Origin of the sequence: Nocardia sp. NPDC050408, assembly GCF_044458905.1 — a bacterium.
GTDB lineage: Bacteria > Actinomycetota > Actinomycetes > Mycobacteriales > Mycobacteriaceae > Nocardia.
Genome location: NZ_JBITIL010000006.1, coordinates 80611 through 97741 on the forward strand (window position 1 = coordinate 80611; position 17131 = coordinate 97741).

Consider the following 17131-nt stretch of genomic DNA (forward strand, 5'->3'; position numbering starts at 1 on the left):
TGCTCTTGGAGGACACATGTTTGCTCCTTTTCGGACCCCCGTTGTCGCGCTCACAGTGGCCGCCGCGGCGACGTTCATCGTCTCCGGCGTTGCGCAGGCGACCCAGCCGACGACTATCGAGATCGACGCCGACGGCGTGGCAATCGTCGGATCTGATGCGACAGGCGAGAAGTTGAGTGTTCCGCTGCGCTACACATGTCACGCAAAAGACGGCAAAGGTCACCTCGGAGTCAACGTCCGCATCGCCGATATCCTGGTAGGCATCGGCAATGCGAAACCGACGTGCGACGGGATCGAGCACAAGGCCGTCATCATCGTGACTGCGAGCCAAGCGGACGACCGTTTCGAGGCTGGCGACGAGATCGCTCTCGAAGTAAATGTGGAGACCGTCGAAGGTGGTACGGCCGACACAGGCACGGACCGGAAGATGGTGGTGCTGTAGGCGAGCGCCCAGCCCGTAGACCAGTTCGGTCTTCGGGTGCCACTGCCGCCACGACGGTTGCGTCTCGAACTCTTCCGGAAATTTTTGTGCCGTCCGGCGAGTTGTCCGAACGGCACAAGACCTGATCTTCAAGGAAGCCCAGGACGCACGGCGCGGAGAGCTATCTCATTGGCAGGCAAACGGAATCGTCAGATTTTATAGGCTGTGGCTACTCGACACAGCGAATTATCGCTTGGATACCGGCAAATTCACTGCAATAGCGCGCGCCCGCCGATGTGAGGCGGAGCGGCACAAAAGAAATCCGGCCCCGTGAGGCGACCCGGACGAAGCGGTGATCTACCGAGGCCCGAATTAGGAGGCGGGCTTGGGCTGGGAGAGATCCCTGACGCCGGTGATCGCATCGATGATGTTGAGGATGGCGGAGGTGCCGCCGTCGAGGGCAGAGCTGCCGGAGTCGAGCATGGCGGAACCGGAGGACGAGCCAGCCGAACCCGTGGATGAGCCACCATCGGCCGAACCCGAGCCCGAGCCGGTGGCAGCGGAGCCGGTGGCAGCGGAGTTAGCGGCGGGGTTAGCGGCGGAGGCGACCGCGACCGGGCCGAAGAACAGGGCGGCGGCGGAGACGGTGGCGGCGGCGGCAAAGACCTTGCGAGAGACCATGTACGGAGCTTCCTTTCACAGATGGATAACGACGCCATCACGGCGCACACCCCAAATGTTATTAAGAAGTGATCTGCAAATCCACTTTTCTTATTGTGCAAATAATCACGGTTAATAATAGGCAAACACTATCTTTAGCCTAGGTGACGCAATTTGATCTTTATCGCTCATGCGAATTAGATGATCAAATTCGCTTGATTTATTCGACGGTGCCGCGAATCGGCATGCGGCGTACCCGATCTCGCAGCGGACCTTCGCTCGCGGCCCGGCGCGAACTCGAGCCGATGACGCGCTCGGGGGCCCGTCGGACGACGGCGAATCCGGCGTTACCGGGCGAGGTGTCGCGCGGCGCGACGGCGCGACACCGAGCTGGGACGATGTCGACCCATGTATCCTCGCTCTGCTGCGCGCCGATGGCCGGGCCCCGGGGCAACCAACTCACCGCCGAGACCGGGGTGTCCTACTCGACGGTGCAACGCCGGATCCCTGAGCCGCGACACCGGCGTGCTCTACTTCGACGTCGACACCGAACGCGCCCGACTCGGCTCGCGCTTCCGTACGCTGCTCCGGATCCCGAGAACCCTCCGAGCCGTCCAGTGGTTCGAGCGCGCGGTCTCAGCTGATGCCCTGTTGATCGGGCTCCATGAGAGCGACGACCCGATCCTTGTCACGCGCCTAGGGTCTGCCGGTTTATTTCGTCGAGATCCTTTTGTGCCTACGCGGGTTGGCGGGAATCACCGACATGCGGTCTGCTGCGAGCGCGTCGGTGGGCCGTGCAGCCATCAGTAGCTCCAGACGAGCGCACATGCCAACGGGTAGATGGAGCGCCGGGCGTCCGGCAGAACCGTGGGACATGTCCGGGAAGTTAGGGGCGCAAGCGACTAATTGCGTGCGGCGTCGATCAGCTGTTGGCGCAGCCAGGTGAGAGGGGTGACGCCGCCGGGGTCGATCGCGTAGTGGGGGTAGCTCTGGTGGATCCCTGACTTCAGGAAATCGTCGATCTGTTTTTTGCGTTCTTCGTAGGCGGAGTTGTTGAGCTGGTCGTGGAGCAGGCCGAGACCGCCTGCGGCGAGGGCGTCGGCGATGAGGTTGCCCGCCTGCTGCTGATAGGGGCCGATCTGGGTGGGGTCGGGGTTGGAGATCTGGGCGAAGAATCCGGCGATGCGGGCGGCGAAGTCGCCGTCGGGGGTTGCGCAGTACAGATCTCCCGGGGCGCAGAAGGTGTAGGTCTTGGGGGTGAGCCAGCCGAAACCGCCCAGGCGTGGACCACCGGCGCCGGCGCCCACGACAGGAGGGCCGATCAGGTTGTCGGTGGGGGAGCGGCGGGGATCGGATATCAGCCCGACCAATGCCACGCGGTCCGGCGCTACGACGCCCAGCCCGGTGCCGATCTCGGCGGCGAGATCACCGGCGGCGTCGGCGCCCTGGCTGTAGCCCAGCAGCGCGAAGCGAGTTGCGCCACAGCGCTGCGCCATCGCGTTGACCAGGCCACGGGTGTTGTCGAGGGCTTCGCGTTTGGAGCGGCCGTACACCTCGCCTTCCCAGGGGAACGCGGTCGCGGTGTAGGCGACGTAGTCGGTCTCGACGTCGCCGGGCAAGCCGTCGGCGACGGCGGCGAGCATCCCTCGGCCCGGTTCGGACTTCGAGGTTTCCCATGTGCCCGGAACGGCCACGACATACATGTCGGGGCACTGCTGCGGGGCTGCTTGTGCGGTTGTGGCGACGCCGACCGGAAGGGCGGCGCTCACCAGGGCAGCCGCGCATGCGGCGGTGTTTTTCCATCGAGAAAACATCGTCTACTCCCGGGGTTTCACGATCCAGCGCGTTGTCCGATCGGCGAAGGTTACTTCGCGAGTGTAAAGGGCGTGTCAGCACGGCGCTGGGATTATACGTCAGTCACGCGCTTGACTGGTGGACGAGCAGACCGCCGGGCGCCCCCGGCTAAGTGCGCGTACAACTGACAACGCCATGAATAAGAGGGGGCACGTTCGGCGGAACTGGTTATCGGCCCGGTAACACAATCGGTTTGATCGAGCTGTGGTCGTGGCGGCCGCTGGTCAATGCCGCGCCGACTTCATCGAGGCCGAAGCGGCCGGTGACCAAGCGGTCGAGATCGACTCGTCCGGTGGCGGCGAGGTCGATCGCGGTTGGCCAGGTGTTGGCGTAGCGAAACGTTCCGGTCAGCTCGAGTTCGTGTTCCTGAAGGTAGGGCAGGGGGAGTGGAATATCGTCGCCGCCCATGCCGACCAGTACCACCCGTCCGGCCCTGGCCACAGTGCGTATCGCGTCGCTGATTGCTCGTGGGTGTCCGGAGCATTCCAGCAGCACATTCGGTTCGAATCCGATGTCGCGCAGTGCGGTGCCGGCGACGTCTACGGCTTGTGTGCAGCCCAATTCGATGGCCAGCGCCAGTCGCTGCGGGTTCACATCGGTGATCACGACCTCGGAGGCGCCGAAAGCCAGCGCGGTCTGTGCGGTGACGAGTCCGACCGGGCCCGCGCCGTTGACCAATACCCGGTCGCCCGCACTCACCCGACCTTTACGGCATGCCCATACGCCGACCGATAGTGGTTCGAGCAGGGCGGCCGCCTCGTCGGTCAGTGAATCCGGCACCGGATGGGCGAATTGCTGGTGCAGCACCACGTATTCGCAGAATGCGCCGTCGATCGGGGGTGTGCCGAAGAACCGCATGTGCGGGCACAGGTTGTAGCGGCCGGCCCGGCATTGGCGGCAGGTGAAGTCCGGTACCCCGGGCTCGAGCGAGACTCGTTGCCCGAGGTGATGGTGTCGCGCACCGGTGCCGAATCCGACCACCACGCCGCAGGCTTCGTGGCCGAGCACCAACGGTTGGTCGACGATGTGGTGGCCGATCCGACCGTGCTCGAAGTAGTGCACATCGGAGCCGCATACGCCGACCGCGCTGACCTCGACGAGCACTTCGTCCGGACCCGGTTCGGGCACGGCACGTTCCTCGATCGCGATCTTTCCGACGGCTTCCAGGACCGCTGAGCGCATAGTGTCACTGCCTTTCGTCGCGTGCCAACTCGGCAACCGTCGCCCGGGCGCCACGAGCATGCAGTGCACGCAGTGACGTGACATAGGCGTCGAGGAATCCGGGCCGGTCGATCAGATCGCCGAATACTGTTCTGTTGCTGAGGAATGCGGTGGGGTCGTCGCGCTGGCGGCGGGCCAGCGGTGTCAGCTGGTCGCGGAGCCGGTCGATGACCTCGATCGGCTCGCCGTGCTCGTCGATGCCTTCGGCATAGCGTGCCCAACCGGCAACGATCGTCGCGGCACAGTCGATCTCGCCGGATCCGTCGCGAGTGTCGAGCTGCTGACGGATGACCGGCAGCAGCCATTTGGGGATGCGGTCCGACGATTCGGCACACAGTCTGGCGATGGTGTCGCCGATCGCGGGATTGGAGAACCGTTCGATGAGCGTGTGCTTGTAGCGGTCCAGGTCGACGCCGGGCACCGGGCGCAGGGTAGGTGTTGCCTCACGGTCCATGTAGCGCAACAGGAATCGGCGGAAGTCCGGATCCTGGGCCGCTTCGTGCACGAGGCGGTAGCCGCTCAGATATCCCAGATAGGCGAGTGCCTGGTGGCTCGCGTTGAGCAAGCGCAGTTTCATCAGCTCATACGGTGCGACGTCGGCGACGAGCTGCACCCCTACAGCATCGAAGTCGGGACGGCCGAGGGTGAACGAATCCTCCAGCACCCATTGGGTGTACGGCTCGGTCACCACCGGCCACCGATCCTCCAGGCCATAGCGGCGCGAGAGCTCGGCGGACGCGTCGGGGGATGTCACCGGCGTGATGCGGTCGACCATCGAGCTGGGGAACCGCACCGCATGCTCGACCCAATCACCGAGCTCACGATCACGCAGCCGCGCGAACGCCCCGAAGGTGGCTCGCGCGATATGTCCGTTGCCCTCGATGTTGTCGCACGACATGATGGTGAACGGCGTGATGCCCCGCGCCCGGCGGCGCACCAGCGCCTCGGTCACGAGTCCGAATACAGTGTGGGGCAGACCGCCCGACGCGAGATCGGCCCGAATCGCCGGATCGGCAGCGTCGAATTCGCCGGTGGTCGCCGAGAAGTTGTATCCGCCCTCGGTGATGGTCAGTGAGACGATCCGGATTGCCGGATCGGCCAGCTTCTCGATTACCGCTTCCGGATCGTCTGGCGCATAAAGGTATTCGATGATCGAGCCGATCACACGGGTACGCCAGGTACCGTCCGGCTCGGTGACCGACAGGGTGTACAGGCCATCCTGCGCCGCCAGCACATCGCGCATGCGTCGATCGGCGGGCAGCACTCCGACTCCGCAGATACCCCAGTCGGTCGCGCCGCCCTGCTCCAGTAGCCGATCGATGTACATCGCCTGATGGGCGCGGTGGAACCCGCCGACGCCGAAATGGACTATCCCGGTGCGGATCCGGGTGCGGTCGTAGGCCGGCACCGAAACTTCCGGGGCGAGCCCGTGGATCCTGGCGGCACGTAACGCCGTGGTTGTGGCCCCGTTCATAACGACCCTTCGACTGTTGTGTACGTCACACTCCGATGGTAGCCTCTTGAACAATAGCTCACACGCTGAGCAGATGATCAGGCATCGATGAGGAGCACAGTGGCTACCGAAGCGTCCCGGCCGGGAAATCCGGACGATGTCCGGTTGGCGTTGCGGGCTGCGCAGCTCTATCACCTCGAGGGCGCCACCCAGGCGGAAATCGCCGCCAAGCTGGGTGTTTCCCGCCCGACCGCCGGGCGGCTCATCGCCCGCGCGCGGGCGCAGGGGCTGGTGCGCATCGAGATCAACGTCCCCGACGAGCTGCGCTCGGCTGTGCACGCCGATGTCGAGAGCGAACTCGAGGCGAGGTTCGGGCTCACCGAAGCGGTCGTGCTCGGTGAAGTGCCCGATCGATCCCAGGCGAGCCTGCTCCCGTTCGGTCGCGCCGCGGTCGGCGTCCTGCACCGTCGACTACGGCCGGCGGATACCCTCGGATTCACCTGGGGCCCGGACACCATCGCGGTCGCGCATGAGCTGTGGACGAAGTCGGCACGGTGCGCGACCGTTGTCCAGCTGGACGGTTCGATGACCTCGGGTGACTACCAAACCGGCGTCGATTACACACTCGGCCGCTGCGCCGTTCAATTGCAGGCCACCCCCGTTCGGTTGCACGCACCGCTCTACGCGGATCCGGCGACCGTGACCGCGCTGGAACAGGATTCGCTACTCGGCCGCGCCATGTCTTTGGGGCGAGACGCCGACGTGATGATGTTCGGTGTCGGACCTGTCTCCACCGCCACCACTTTGTTCGAGGGCAGCTATCTCGACACCGCGATCCTCGATGAACTCGGCGAACTGGGCGCGGTCGGGGAAATCGGCGGCCGATTCTTCCGCGCCGACGGCAGCGATGTCGCGGGATCCCTTGCCGCACGCACGGTTTCGGTCGGACTCGACGCCATCCGGGCCTGCCCGACCTCGCTGCTGATTTCCGGCGGAGAGTCCAAGCACGAAGCCGTCCTCGGTGCGCTGCGGGGCGGACTGGCCACCATTCTCGTCACCGATATCGAGTGTGCGCGGTGGCTGCTGGAAAAGAAGGAGAGTTCTGGCCGATGAATGGACACCATGCGAAGGCCGCTGCGGCGCTGGCTGTCGCGGTTGTTATGGGGGTGGGCGGCTGCGCGGGCGCCGGATCGTTCACCTCCAGCGGCGATACCGTCACCATCGCGATGGTTTCGAACTCACAGATGCAGGACGCCATCGCCCTGTCCGGTGAGTTCGAACGCGAAAATCCGGGAATCGAACTCAAATTCGTCTCGCTGTCGGAGAATCAGGCCCGCGCCAAGATCACCGCCTCGGTCGCCACCCACGGTGGTGAATTCGATGTGGTGATGATCAGCAACTACGAGACACCGCAGTGGGCCAAGAACGGCTGGCTGGTCGACCTGTCGGATTACGAGCGCGAGACGCCCGGCTACGAGGCGCAAGATTTCATTCCCTCCCTGCAGAAATCCCTGTCCTACCAGGGTGATATGTACTCCGTGCCGTTCTACGGCGAATCCTCGTTCCTGATGTACCGCAAGGATCTGTTCGAACAAGCGGGGCTGACCATGCCCGCCGAACCGACCTGGGATCAAATCGCCCAGGCCGCCGCGAAACTCGATGATCCCGCCGGTGGTCGCTCCGGTATCTGCCTGCGCGGTAAGCCCGGCTGGGGTGAATCGCTCGCACCGTTGAATACCGTGATCAACACCTTCGGCGGACGCTGGTTCGACGAGAACTGGCACGCCCAGCTCAACAGTCCCGAAGTGGTTCGTGCCGTCGAGTTCTACATCGACCTGGTGCGCGAACATGGTGAACCCGGGGCGGCCGCCAGCGGATTCAGCGAATGCGCCACGCAGCTCTCCCAAGGCAACACCGCCATGTGGTACGACGCGACCTCGGCGGTCTCGGTGCTGGAAGATCCCGCATCCAGCAAGGTGGTCGGCAAGATCGGGTACGCGCCGGCACCGGTCATGCAGAAGCCGAACTCGGGCTGGCTGTACACCTGGTCGCTGGGGATTCCCAAATCCAGTGAAAAACCCGATGCGGCCTGGAAATTCATCTCATGGATGACCGGTAAGCCCTACATCCGGATGGTCGGCGAGAAGCTCGGCTGGTCACACGTGCCACCGGGCAGCCGGATGTCGACCTATCAGATCCCCGAATACGCCGCGGCGTCGAAGGCATACGGACCGTTGACACTCTCGTCGATGCAGGGGGCTGATCCGGAACATCCCACCGTGGCGTCGGTGCCCTATACCGGAATTCAGTTCCTCGCCATTCCGGAGTTCCAGGACCTCGGAACCAGAGTGAGCCAGCAGATCAGCGCCGCCGTCGCGGGTCGGACCAGCGTCCATGACGCACTCGACCAAGCCCAGCAATATGCCGACGCGGTCGGCCGGTCGTATCGAGAGAACCAGTAGTCATGTCTGAAACCACCACAGCGCCAGCAGCTTCCGAGTCGACTACGGAACAAGCACCACCGCCGATCCGCGCGCGGCGCGACCGGCTCGCACGAGCCGAAAGCTGGCGCAGGCGCGGTCCGCTGCTACCCGCCCTGATCTTCATGGTTGTGGTCACCCAGGTGCCGTTCGTCTTCACGTTGTACTACTCGACGCAATCGTGGAACCTGGTCCGGCCGGGCTCGCGCCATTTCATCGGATTGCAGAACTACGCGGATGTCTTCCGCGACAGCCAGTTCCGGCAGGTGGCGCTCAACACCGTCATAATGATCGTCGGGACCGTCATCATCTCGGTGATCCTCGGACTACTGCTGGCATTGCTGCTCGATCGCGCGTTCTTCGGCCGCGGCATCGTCCGCACCCTACTGATCACACCGTTTCTGGTGACTCCTGTCGCGGCGGCATTGATCTGGAAGACCACCATGCTGGATCCGGTGTTCGGACTGGTGAATTTCGTACTGAAACCGTTCGGCGCCGGCCAGGTCGACTGGGTGAGCAAGTATCCGCTGCCCGCGGTGATGGCGGACCTGGTATGGCAGTGGACGCCGTTCATGATGCTGCTGATCCTGGCCGGGCTGCAATCGATGCCACGCGATATCGTCGAGGCCGCCCGCGTCGACGGCGCGAACTCCTTGCAGATCTTCCGTGAGCTCACCCTCCCGCATCTGCGCCGGTTCATCGAACTGGGGGCCGTGCTGGGGGCGATCTACTTGGTCAACACCTTCGACGCGGTGTACATGATGACCTCGGGTGGGCCGGGCATCGCCAGCTCCAATCTGCCCTTCTATATCTATCAGCGCGCTTTCCTCGGTTTCGATATCGGTCAGGCCGCGGCAATGGGTGTCGTCACCGTCATCGCCACCACCATCGTCGCGACGTTCGCGTTGCGACTGCTGTTCAAGTCCTTCACCGGAAAAGAGGAAGCCGCATGAACGCGCATGCGCTTGCCGACAAACCCACTGCGGCACAGCAGGTTCCGATACGTCGTCGGCACAACCGAGCGGGCATGCTGTGGGGTGCGCTGGCCTGGGTGATCGGCATCGGAATGTTCTTCCCTGTGCTGTGGATGGTGCTGACGGCGTTCAAACAAGAGGGCGACGCCTACACCGATCCGCCGAAGCTATTCTTCACCCCGACCCTGGACCAGTTCTCCGCGGTCCTCGACAGCGGTATCGGCACCACGCTGCTGAACTCCACCTTCGCCACCGGGATGTCGACGATTCTCGTTCTGGCCCTGGGAATTCCGGCGGCATTCGCGCTGTCGTTACGTCCGGTGCGCAATACCCGCGACGCGCTGATGTTCTTCATCGGCACCAAGATGCTGCCGATCGTGGCGGCGATCGTGCCGCTGTATGTGATCGTCGGCAATATCGGGCTGCTGGACAATATTTGGGCGCTGGTCATCCTCTATACCGCGATGAATCTGCCGATCGCGGTGTGGATGATGCGATCGTTCTTCCTGGAGGTGCCCGGCGAGCTGCTCGAGGCGGCGAGCATGGACGGGGCGAGCCTGTGGACCGCGGTGCGCGAGGTGATCCTGCCGCTGGTATCGCCCGGTATCGCCGCCACCGCACTGATCTGCATCATCTTCTCCTGGAATGAATTCTTCTTCGCGGTGAATCTGACCGCCGTACAGGCACAGACGATTCCGGTGTTCCTGGTCGGCTTCATCACCGGCGAGGGCCTGTACTGGGCGCGGCTGTCCGCAGCCGCGGTGCTCAGCGCCCTGCCTGTCGTCCTCGCCGGCTGGCTCGCACAGAACAAGCTGGTGCGCGGCCTGTCCTTCGGCGCCATCAAGTAAGGAAAAACTCATGGCCACAATCCATTACGACTCCGCATCGTGTGTCTATCCGGGCGCGGAGACGCTCGCGGTCGACTCGCTCGACCTCGATATCGCCGACGGTGAGTTCATAGTCCTGGTCGGGCCGTCGGGCTCGGGCAAATCCACCGCATTGCGAATGCTCGCAGGCCTCGAGGAGATCGATGGCGGCTCCATCCGCATCGACGGTCAGGACATGGTCGGTGTGTCGTCCAAGGACCGCGATATCGCCATGGTGTTCCAGAATTACGCGCTGTACCCGAACAAAACCGTCGGGGAAAATATGGGTTTCGCGCTCAAGATGATGAAAGTGCCGGTGGCCGAACGCAAACGCCGCGTCGCCGAGGCCGCCGAACTACTCGGTCTCACCCCGTATCTGGACCGCAAACCTGCGAAACTGTCTGGCGGACAACGGCAACGGGTGGCGATGGGGCGCGCGATCGTGCGTGAGCCGCGGGTGTTCTGCATGGACGAGCCGCTGAGCAACCTCGACGCCAAATTGCGCGTGCAGACCCGCACCCAGATCGCCGCGCTGCAGCGACGGCTGGGCACCACCACCGTCTACGTCACCCACGACCAAGTGGAGGCCATGACCATGGGGGACCGGGTGGCGGTACTGCGTGACGGCCGGTTGCAGCAGTTCAGCACCCCCGCCGAGCTCTACGACCGGCCCACCAACGCGTTCGTCGCCGGGTTCATCGGATCACCGTCGATGAACCTGTTCCGGGTGCCTCTCACCTCCGGTGGCGTCGACATCGCAGGCACCACAATGGAATTGTCGCGCGAGCAGATGACCCGGCTCGCCGAAGCGAGCTTGGACACGGTGACCATCGGCATCCGGCCCGAACAGCTCGAACTCCGCCGCGACGGAACAGGTTTCACGGTCACCGTGGAACTCGTCGAGGAACTCGGCAGCGAATCGTATGTGTACGCGCGCATACCCGGTGCGCCGATCACCGGCCTCGACGGCGAGCCGTTCACCTTCGTCGCCCGCTCGGCGAGCCGTGCCCCGGCCAAACTCGCTGAGACGGTAACACTCCAGGTCAACGACCCCGCCGCAGTACATCTGTTCCATCCCGTGAACGGAACGCGAATCGCGGCCTGATACCCGGCACAAGGAGGACCACACCGGTGATCACAGTGGTTGGCGAAGCGTTGCTGGATCTCATCGCCGACTCGGATGCGCAGGTCTTCGCATCTCGCCCTGGCGGCAGCCCAGCGAACGTCGCGGTCGGACTGGCACGTCTGGGAGCGCAGGTCACCTTGGCGACCCAGCTGGTCGACGACCTGCCCGGTCGCATCGTGGGAAAGCATTTGCGGGCAAACGATGTGGTTGTCCAACGCTTGCCCGCCCAGTCGTCGGCGACCAGCATCGCCCTCGCTGCGTTGGACAACGACGGCGGCGCCACCTACGACTTCCGGATCGCCTGGGATGTCACCGAACCGCCGCGGATCCTGCCGGATTGCCTATGCCTGCACACCGGATCGATCGCAACCGCCCTATACCCCGGAGCAGCCGTTGTCGAAGACCTGATGCGGACACAGCGAAGGAGTGGTTCGGTGACGATATCGCTGGACCCGAACATTCGCCCTTCCCTACTGGGATCAATCGACGGCGAAAGCGCCAGGGTCGAGCGCCAAGTCGGCCTTGCCGACATCGTCAAGGTCAGCGCGGAAGACCTGCGATGGCTGTATCCGGGCACGGACCCGCGCACCGTAGCGCGGGACTGGCTCGCCAGGGGGCCGGCGCTCGTTGTGGTTACCCTGGGCGCCGACGGCGCTTACGCCCGCACTCCGCGATTCGCGGTGACGCGGATTGCCCCGCAGGTCAGCGTGGTGGACACCGTCGGCGCGGGCGACGCCTTCACAGCGGGCCTTCTCGACGCACTCGGCGGAGCCGGGTTACTGGGTAGATCCCGTCGAGAGCAGTTGGCGGCCATTACCCGGTCCGGGTTGGAAGAAGTTCTGGATTTCGCGATCGCAGTGGCCAGTGCGACCTGTAGCAGACAAGGTGCGGACCCACCGCATTGGAGGTGGGCGGCGAACCGGCATTTCGGGCCGCGCGCTGGGCGCGATTTCTGAACGGACTCATGGCTGCATGCCCCAGTGTGCGTAAGAGCGGTTCACGCAGTCCTGATCGTGGTCATCATGAGCCGGAGCGGGCCGCCTGATGGCGCAGCGCATCGTATGGCTCGAAATATGCCTCGCCCACGATGAACATTCCGCGTTGCGGCAGCCAGAAGTCACCCAACCTCGCCTGCTCGGCCAGCGGCCCAGGAGGACCGATATCGATGCCGTCGATCCGTGCAGCACTGTTCTCGACGGTCCACAGCATCCGCGGGTTGGCACGGAACCATTGACCGTTCGGGGACGTCCCGCTGAGCCGGACTCGCCCGACGCCGAGGGCTGGACCCGCAACCCGCGACATGAGCGCCAGGACGGCAGGGCGTCGCCACAAAGGCGCGGGCAGTATGCGACCGAGACCCGTCATCGCCGCCGTCGCCGCCGATCGTCCCAGTTCGAGATCCCACACAAGCCTGTCTGGCACCTCCACTGTGAACGCGGACGGACCCGTCCACGTCACCGAGATGTGTTCGACCCGTGCGTCTTCGAGGGCTGAGCCGAAATAGCGGGCGCAGCTGGCCTCCGGGGAAATATTGCTGTAGATCACCCATTCGCCGGCCGGGTCTCGATGCCACACCGAGTCGTACCCTGCGCCGACCGAGCTGGCAGGGAAGTGCCGAAGCGCCAAGTAGTGGCCGCTGACGAATGGCATCCCCATCACCCCGTAGCCGGAAAATCGCTCCTGTTCCTCACCTGATGGGAGCGTTGTGTGGACTTCGGCGATCGATCGTGGGCTTTCGGTCATCGCCAGCCTCCTCGAGGAGTCTCGAATGTCATACCGCGCTCGCGGTCTCGTACTCGAGCACTTCACTTGCCGCCCGTTCTCCCGAGCGAACGGCTCCGTCGACCCAACCGCACATGACGGCAGAGCTCTCGGTTCCGGCCCAGTGGATGCGGCCGCACGGTTCACGCAGAGCATGGCCGAATTGGCTGAGGACACCGGTGGGTGCGTGACTCAGCATCCCGCCGCCGGAGTAGCGCTCGACACTCCAATTCTGCTCGATGTAGTCGACGGGGGCGCTGGCCTTTTCACCGAACCGCTCCACGAGTGCACCGAGTATCGCTTTCCTTCGATCGGACTCATCGAGTCGTCCGATCTGCCGCGCGATGGGTCCCTCGGTGATGACACACATGACCCCGGGCCGCCCAGCGTCGGTGCAGGCATCGATGGTGATGGTTGCGGGCGACCCCGGTGCGGCCGATTGTCCCGACAACCCGTCCGCACGCCAGAACGGCTCGTCGTACACGACGGCAATCTTGACGATCGAGCCGCTCGGCATCCGCTGATGTAGGAACGATCGGTCGACCGGCAGCATCGGCTCGTAAAGGATCTGGCTCGCAATCGCCAGGGGAACCGCCACAATGACGCGGCGTGCGCGCACGGTCAACTCGTCGGAGCGTACCGTCACTCCGTCGGCGTCCTGATGGATGTGCCGGACGGGCTGTGACAGGTGGATCGAGTCGCCGATCTCGGCCGCCATCGGACCAGAGATGGCACCCATGCCCCCAACCGGTCGCGCATCTTCGGCGGCGTCCTTGACTCCCAAGACGAAGCCGGGCCCGCCCCCCGACGCCATCTGGTACAGCACAAACAGCAAGGACACCTCCGAGGCGTCGGAGGTGTAACAGCCGGCTATCGCGGTCTCGAGGAGCTCATGGGCGGGCTTGGACAGGGTGTTGCTATCCAGCCACTGCGCCAGGCTGATCCGATCCCACTTGTCAGCATTTTTCGCTGTCCACGGAGCTTCGAGGGGAATCGACTTGCACATATGACCCAGCTCGAGAAACACCGCACCGAGGTTCATCGCCGCCCAAGGGCTCATCGTCCACGGGATCGTGCCCGTGTAGCGGTGTTGCTTGCCGTCGACCACCATCATGGCCTCGCCGTCGGTGTACTGCTTGTAACTCGATACCCCGAACTCGTTCATCAACGCATAGATCCGGTTCTGCCCTGGCCCTATCCAGGCGCCACCACGATCGATCCAGGCCCCGTCCGGGCGCATCTCGGTGAACGTGCGCCCGCCGGACCGGTCGCGAGCTTCCAGCAGCGAAACCGTTCGACCCGCCTGTTTCAGCCGCAGCGCGGCCGTCAATCCAGCAAACCCGCCACCAACTACGCAATAGTCGACGTCTGTCATGGAGCGCCGCCCTCGGGTTGAAGTTCCGCGCAAGGCCGCCGTGCGGCCACGCGCACTGCTCACCGCACCCTCGACACAACGGGTGCAAAATCGCCGTCGATCAGGTAGAGCGTCGGATATTCAGCAATTCTAGAGCGAATCCCGAGGCAGGATAAGCCAGTGGGCCGATCCGAGCCGCCGTGCAGACGGCTCGGCCGGTGTCGTCGCATTCAAGATCGGCAGGTCAGCGGTCCGGCGTGAACGGTTCGGTGCCGAGCACCAAGCGCAGACCCGAGATACCGGAATGCGCTCGCGCGTAGGCCAGTTCGTGGCTGATGTCACCGATGTTGTTGACGATGGGAAGCGAAATGGCGAGCGTTGACAGAGTGCCGAGCGCATAGCCATCGCGGTCGAGCAAGGCGCTGCCGCTGTCGCCCGGGATGCCGGGGATAGGCGCGATAAAGACGTGGGTCCAGCCACCGGCAGCGATATCGTCGATCTTGCTTTCACCGATCTGAGGGGACAGGCTGGCGATTCCGCCACGCAGCAGGGAGTTCCAGTAGCTGTAGAGGCGGTCGCCGGCATTCGTGCCGCTGGTATTGATGCCGACCGGGCCGCCCCAGTGCGGCAGGCTCGGATTGACTTCAGCGGCGGCCTCCGGCGCGAGGCGCACCAGCGCCAAGTCGTTGTAGGCGCAGGTATTGCGGTCCTTCTCACCAATTTCCTGCATGGTCAGCCAGCTGCTATATGCGAGCTGACCGGTGGTGGTGGTCGTCGCCCCGGAGACCGGCGATAAGTTGCGGTTGAAACTCACGGCGGTCCCGAGGGGAAGGCTACCGGCGGTGCAGCCATCGGTATCGGTGACCAGTCCCGTGGTGGCGCAGTGAGCCGCCTGGCCGATGTACACATGGCCGGTGTCATCGACGAAGACGTAGTTCGCCGTGCATTGGACCGCGCCCTCGGTATAGGTCTGTATCCCAGGGGTGATTGCGGCGGCGGCGGCGGGTGCCCATCGATGTCCGGCCTGGTCGGCGGCAACGGTCGGTCCGTAGCTGGCGCCGAAGGTGAAGGCCGGCCGTTGCGGCGACGCAGGAGTCGAAGCCGAAGCATGGTTTTCTGCTGTGCTGTCGGTGCCGGGCTGGCTGCCACAGCCGGCGGCCAAGTACGTGCCGGTCGCGGCGAGTACGCAGGTTACCGGAATGGCGAACGCGCGGCGAAAACTGGACAGCAGCATGGATGGTCTCCTAATCGTTGTGAGGTTGCCGATCTAGCGCGGGGGTGCGGTCGCGGACAGCAAAGCGCCGAGCGCGACGACGTCGCCTAGCGATTGCCACCCGGTCTCCTGCTCGCATTGCTTCCTTGGACAGCGTTGCGCAAACTCGTGGCGATGCTCGAACAAGTTTCAGAGCCCGGCAGGGCAGCTGCCGGGTAAGTCGCGATGACCAGCTGATCTGAACCGTATTCGTTTGCCATCGCGAGGTGATCAGGTATCGCTCAGAAGTAGACCAGACACTGAGATGAAATCTCGCAAATTCCCAGCATAACTACCTGAACCGGCTCGGCGAATCGCGACGCTCCCACCGAGGCGATCATGTCCGCGATACGCCTCCGGTCCTCGGCCGCGCGCGTCCCGGCTGTAATTTCCAACTCTGTCAGGGGAACTCGCTTGACGAACGCGCGTGCACCAGCAATGTCCGCCGCCGCCGACCTGCCGCCGATACTGGGCCGACTGCGTGGGGGACCCAACACATTCGCCCAGCGACCACTCGGCTCGCGGTTTCGTGCTCGCCGCCCTGAGCGGATGCGCCGTCAGGCTGTCAGGGCATCGTAGGCAGCGATCAGTATGCTCAGGGCTCGCATATTGTCGTCGGTCCACAGCACCTGGTTCATCACGTACGACACCGTCATCCGGTGCTCGAAATCGACCAGAACCAGTGAACCGCCCCAGCCGCCCCACGAGCAGGTGCGACCCTCGAGTCGATAGCCCATGCCCCAGCGGATCGGCCGTTCGAGCACACGGTCCCGGCCTTGGAATTGTTCTTCGAACACGCGCTCACAACCGGGCTGCGACAGCAGGCGAACACCGCCGACGCTGCCGCCGCACGCGAGTATCGACTGGACTGCGGCGACCGAGCGTGCGTTGCCGTGACCGTTGATAGCAGGGATCTCCGCGCGCCGCCACGCCGGAGTGTTGGCATCGGACACTCCGACCGAGAATCCCTCGGGGCGGTCCCCCTCGGGCGCGGGAATGAGCGCTGCGACGCGATGGTCGTGTTCGGGGCCGAGCCCTATGTGGAAGTCCGCCCCCAATGGCGCTGCCACTTCCTCGGCGAAGAATGCGCCTACGCTGCGTCCGGTCACCCGGGCGATGACCTCACCGACGAGGAAGCCGAAGGTGATCGAGTGATAACCCCCTTCGGTGCCCGGTTCCCATTGGGGTGACTGTCCGGCAAGACGCGCGGTGACGGTCGGCCAGGAGTACAGGTCGGCGGCCGTGACGGGGTCGTCCCATACCGGCAGACCCGCGGTGTGACCGAGCAGGTGACGTACCAGCACTTCATGTTTGCCCGCCGCCGCGAACTCCGGCCAGTACCTGGCGACCGGCGCATTCAGATCGAGTACGCCACGGTCGGCCAGTATGAGCGCGCACAATGCCACCATTGTCTTGGTCGTCGACCAGACGTTGACGAGGGTGTCCGCCTGCCACATCACCGTGCGATCCGCGTCGGCATATCCGCCCCAGATGTCGACCACAGGTTCGCCGTCCACGTACACCGCCGCCGACGCACCGACATCGTCGGCGTTCAGCGATGCCGCGAGCGCCTCGGCGACACCAGCGAACCGTGCATCGTAGGAACCCCGTATATCGGTAGTCACAGGCGCACCGTAGACCGCGTTCACTCCACGGCGCCAATGGTTTTCACCCACTGCGGCTCGTTTGTCACCAGCGGCGCAGGATGG

15 protein-coding genes are annotated in these 17131 nt (G+C 64.5%); 7 read left to right on the forward strand and 8 right to left on the reverse strand.

Annotated elements, in window-relative coordinates:
- Nucleotides 1-55: 55 nt before the first annotated feature.
- Complete coding sequence (locus ACIBJI_RS19810) at nt 56-442, forward strand: hypothetical protein (protein ID WP_364345764.1); 387 nt, start codon at nt 56-58, stop codon at nt 440-442.
- A gap of 351 nt (nt 443-793) precedes the next feature.
- On the opposite strand, the gene ACIBJI_RS19815 is transcribed toward ACIBJI_RS19810, so the two are convergent.
- The 4 genes from ACIBJI_RS19815 to ACIBJI_RS19830 form a co-directional block, all read right to left on the reverse strand.
- Nucleotides 794-1102, reverse strand: a complete 309-nt coding sequence (locus ACIBJI_RS19815) for a hypothetical protein (protein WP_364345766.1) — start codon at nt 1100-1102, stop codon at nt 794-796.
- An 881-nt stretch (nt 1103-1983) separates the two neighbouring features.
- The gene (locus tag ACIBJI_RS19820) at nt 1984-2895 is read right to left on the reverse strand and encodes a cutinase family protein (protein ID WP_396956537.1); all 912 of its coding nucleotides are present in this window, start codon (nt 2893-2895) and stop codon (nt 1984-1986) included.
- A gap of 208 nt (nt 2896-3103) precedes the next feature.
- Nucleotides 3104-4117, reverse strand: a complete 1014-nt coding sequence (locus ACIBJI_RS19825) for an NAD(P)-dependent alcohol dehydrogenase (RefSeq protein ID WP_364345770.1) — start codon at nt 4115-4117, stop codon at nt 3104-3106.
- Nucleotides 4118-4121: 4 nt separating this feature from the next.
- The gene (locus tag ACIBJI_RS19830; RefSeq protein ID WP_397085165.1) at nt 4122-5630 is read right to left on the reverse strand and encodes a mannitol dehydrogenase family protein; all 1509 of its coding nucleotides are present in this window, start codon (nt 5628-5630) and stop codon (nt 4122-4124) included.
- An 87-nt stretch (nt 5631-5717) separates the two neighbouring features.
- Between ACIBJI_RS19830 and ACIBJI_RS19835 the strand changes: the two genes are divergently transcribed.
- From ACIBJI_RS19835 to ACIBJI_RS19860, 6 genes are all read left to right on the forward strand, one after another.
- Nucleotides 5718-6722 (forward strand): sugar-binding transcriptional regulator, encoded by a 1005-nt coding sequence (locus ACIBJI_RS19835; RefSeq protein WP_396956540.1) that lies wholly within the window; start codon nt 5718-5720, stop codon nt 6720-6722.
- Entirely contained in the window at nt 6719-8071 is a 1353-nt protein-coding gene (locus ACIBJI_RS19840) for an ABC transporter substrate-binding protein (RefSeq protein WP_397085167.1), read from the forward strand. The genes ACIBJI_RS19835 and ACIBJI_RS19840 overlap by 4 nt, the downstream gene beginning before the upstream one ends.
- A 2-nt stretch (nt 8072-8073) precedes the next feature.
- A complete protein-coding gene (locus ACIBJI_RS19845) occupies nt 8074-9042 on the forward strand; it encodes a carbohydrate ABC transporter permease (protein WP_397085169.1) in 969 nt (322 codons plus the stop codon).
- A gap of 74 nt (nt 9043-9116) precedes the next feature.
- Entirely contained in the window at nt 9117-9911 is a 795-nt protein-coding gene (locus ACIBJI_RS19850) for a carbohydrate ABC transporter permease (protein WP_364346087.1), read from the forward strand.
- 10 nt (nt 9912-9921) lie between these two features.
- The gene (locus ACIBJI_RS19855) at nt 9922-11034 is read left to right on the forward strand and encodes an ATP-binding cassette domain-containing protein (protein WP_364345778.1); all 1113 of its coding nucleotides are present in this window, start codon (nt 9922-9924) and stop codon (nt 11032-11034) included.
- Between the two features lie 26 nt (nt 11035-11060).
- Nucleotides 11061-12011, forward strand: a complete 951-nt coding sequence (locus tag ACIBJI_RS19860) for a carbohydrate kinase (RefSeq protein ID WP_397085171.1) — start codon at nt 11061-11063, stop codon at nt 12009-12011.
- 64 nt (nt 12012-12075) lie between these two features.
- Here the strand turns inward: ACIBJI_RS19860 and ACIBJI_RS19865 are convergent, their stop codons facing one another.
- The 4 genes from ACIBJI_RS19865 to ACIBJI_RS19880 all read right to left on the reverse strand — a co-directional run bounded on the left by ACIBJI_RS19865 (nt 12076) and on the right by ACIBJI_RS19880 (nt 17047).
- The gene (locus tag ACIBJI_RS19865; protein ID WP_364345783.1) at nt 12076-12798 is read right to left on the reverse strand and encodes a hypothetical protein; all 723 of its coding nucleotides are present in this window, start codon (nt 12796-12798) and stop codon (nt 12076-12078) included.
- Between the two features lie 28 nt (nt 12799-12826).
- The gene (locus tag ACIBJI_RS19870) at nt 12827-14191 is read right to left on the reverse strand and encodes a flavin monoamine oxidase family protein (RefSeq protein ID WP_396956552.1); all 1365 of its coding nucleotides are present in this window, start codon (nt 14189-14191) and stop codon (nt 12827-12829) included.
- A gap of 223 nt (nt 14192-14414) precedes the next feature.
- A complete protein-coding gene (locus ACIBJI_RS19875) occupies nt 14415-15404 on the reverse strand; it encodes a hypothetical protein (RefSeq protein ID WP_364345787.1) in 990 nt (329 codons plus the stop codon).
- Nucleotides 15405-15979: 575 nt separating this feature from the next.
- Nucleotides 15980-17047, reverse strand: coding sequence for a serine hydrolase domain-containing protein (locus ACIBJI_RS19880; RefSeq protein WP_397085174.1), 1068 nt, complete (start codon nt 17045-17047; stop codon nt 15980-15982).
- Nucleotides 17048-17131 lie beyond the last annotated feature (84 nt).

Coding starts and splice junctions, on each gene's coding strand:
- ACIBJI_RS19815 (WP_364345766.1), bottom strand. CDS start 1,102: ATGGTCTCTCGCAAGGTCTTTGCCGCCGCCGCCACCGTCTCCGCCGCC.
- ACIBJI_RS19820 (WP_396956537.1), bottom strand. CDS start 2,895: ATGTTTTCTCGATGGAAAAACACCGCCGCATGCGCGGCTGCCCTGGTG.
- ACIBJI_RS19825 (WP_364345770.1), bottom strand. CDS start 4,117: ATGCGCTCAGCGGTCCTGGAAGCCGTCGGAAAGATCGCGATCGAGGAA.
- ACIBJI_RS19830 (WP_397085165.1), bottom strand. CDS start 5,630: ATGAACGGGGCCACAACCACGGCGTTACGTGCCGCCAGGATCCACGGG.
- ACIBJI_RS19835 (WP_396956540.1), top strand. CDS start 5,718: ATGAGGAGCACAGTGGCTACCGAAGCGTCCCGGCCGGGAAATCCGGAC.
- ACIBJI_RS19840 (WP_397085167.1), top strand. CDS start 6,719: ATGAATGGACACCATGCGAAGGCCGCTGCGGCGCTGGCTGTCGCGGTT.
- ACIBJI_RS19845 (WP_397085169.1), top strand. CDS start 8,074: ATGTCTGAAACCACCACAGCGCCAGCAGCTTCCGAGTCGACTACGGAA.
- ACIBJI_RS19850 (WP_364346087.1), top strand. CDS start 9,117: ATGCTGTGGGGTGCGCTGGCCTGGGTGATCGGCATCGGAATGTTCTTC.
- ACIBJI_RS19855 (WP_364345778.1), top strand. CDS start 9,922: ATGGCCACAATCCATTACGACTCCGCATCGTGTGTCTATCCGGGCGCG.
- ACIBJI_RS19865 (WP_364345783.1), bottom strand. CDS start 12,798: ATGACCGAAAGCCCACGATCGATCGCCGAAGTCCACACAACGCTCCCA.
- ACIBJI_RS19870 (WP_396956552.1), bottom strand. CDS start 14,191: ATGACAGACGTCGACTATTGCGTAGTTGGTGGCGGGTTTGCTGGATTG.
- ACIBJI_RS19875 (WP_364345787.1), bottom strand. CDS start 15,404: ATGCTGCTGTCCAGTTTTCGCCGCGCGTTCGCCATTCCGGTAACCTGC.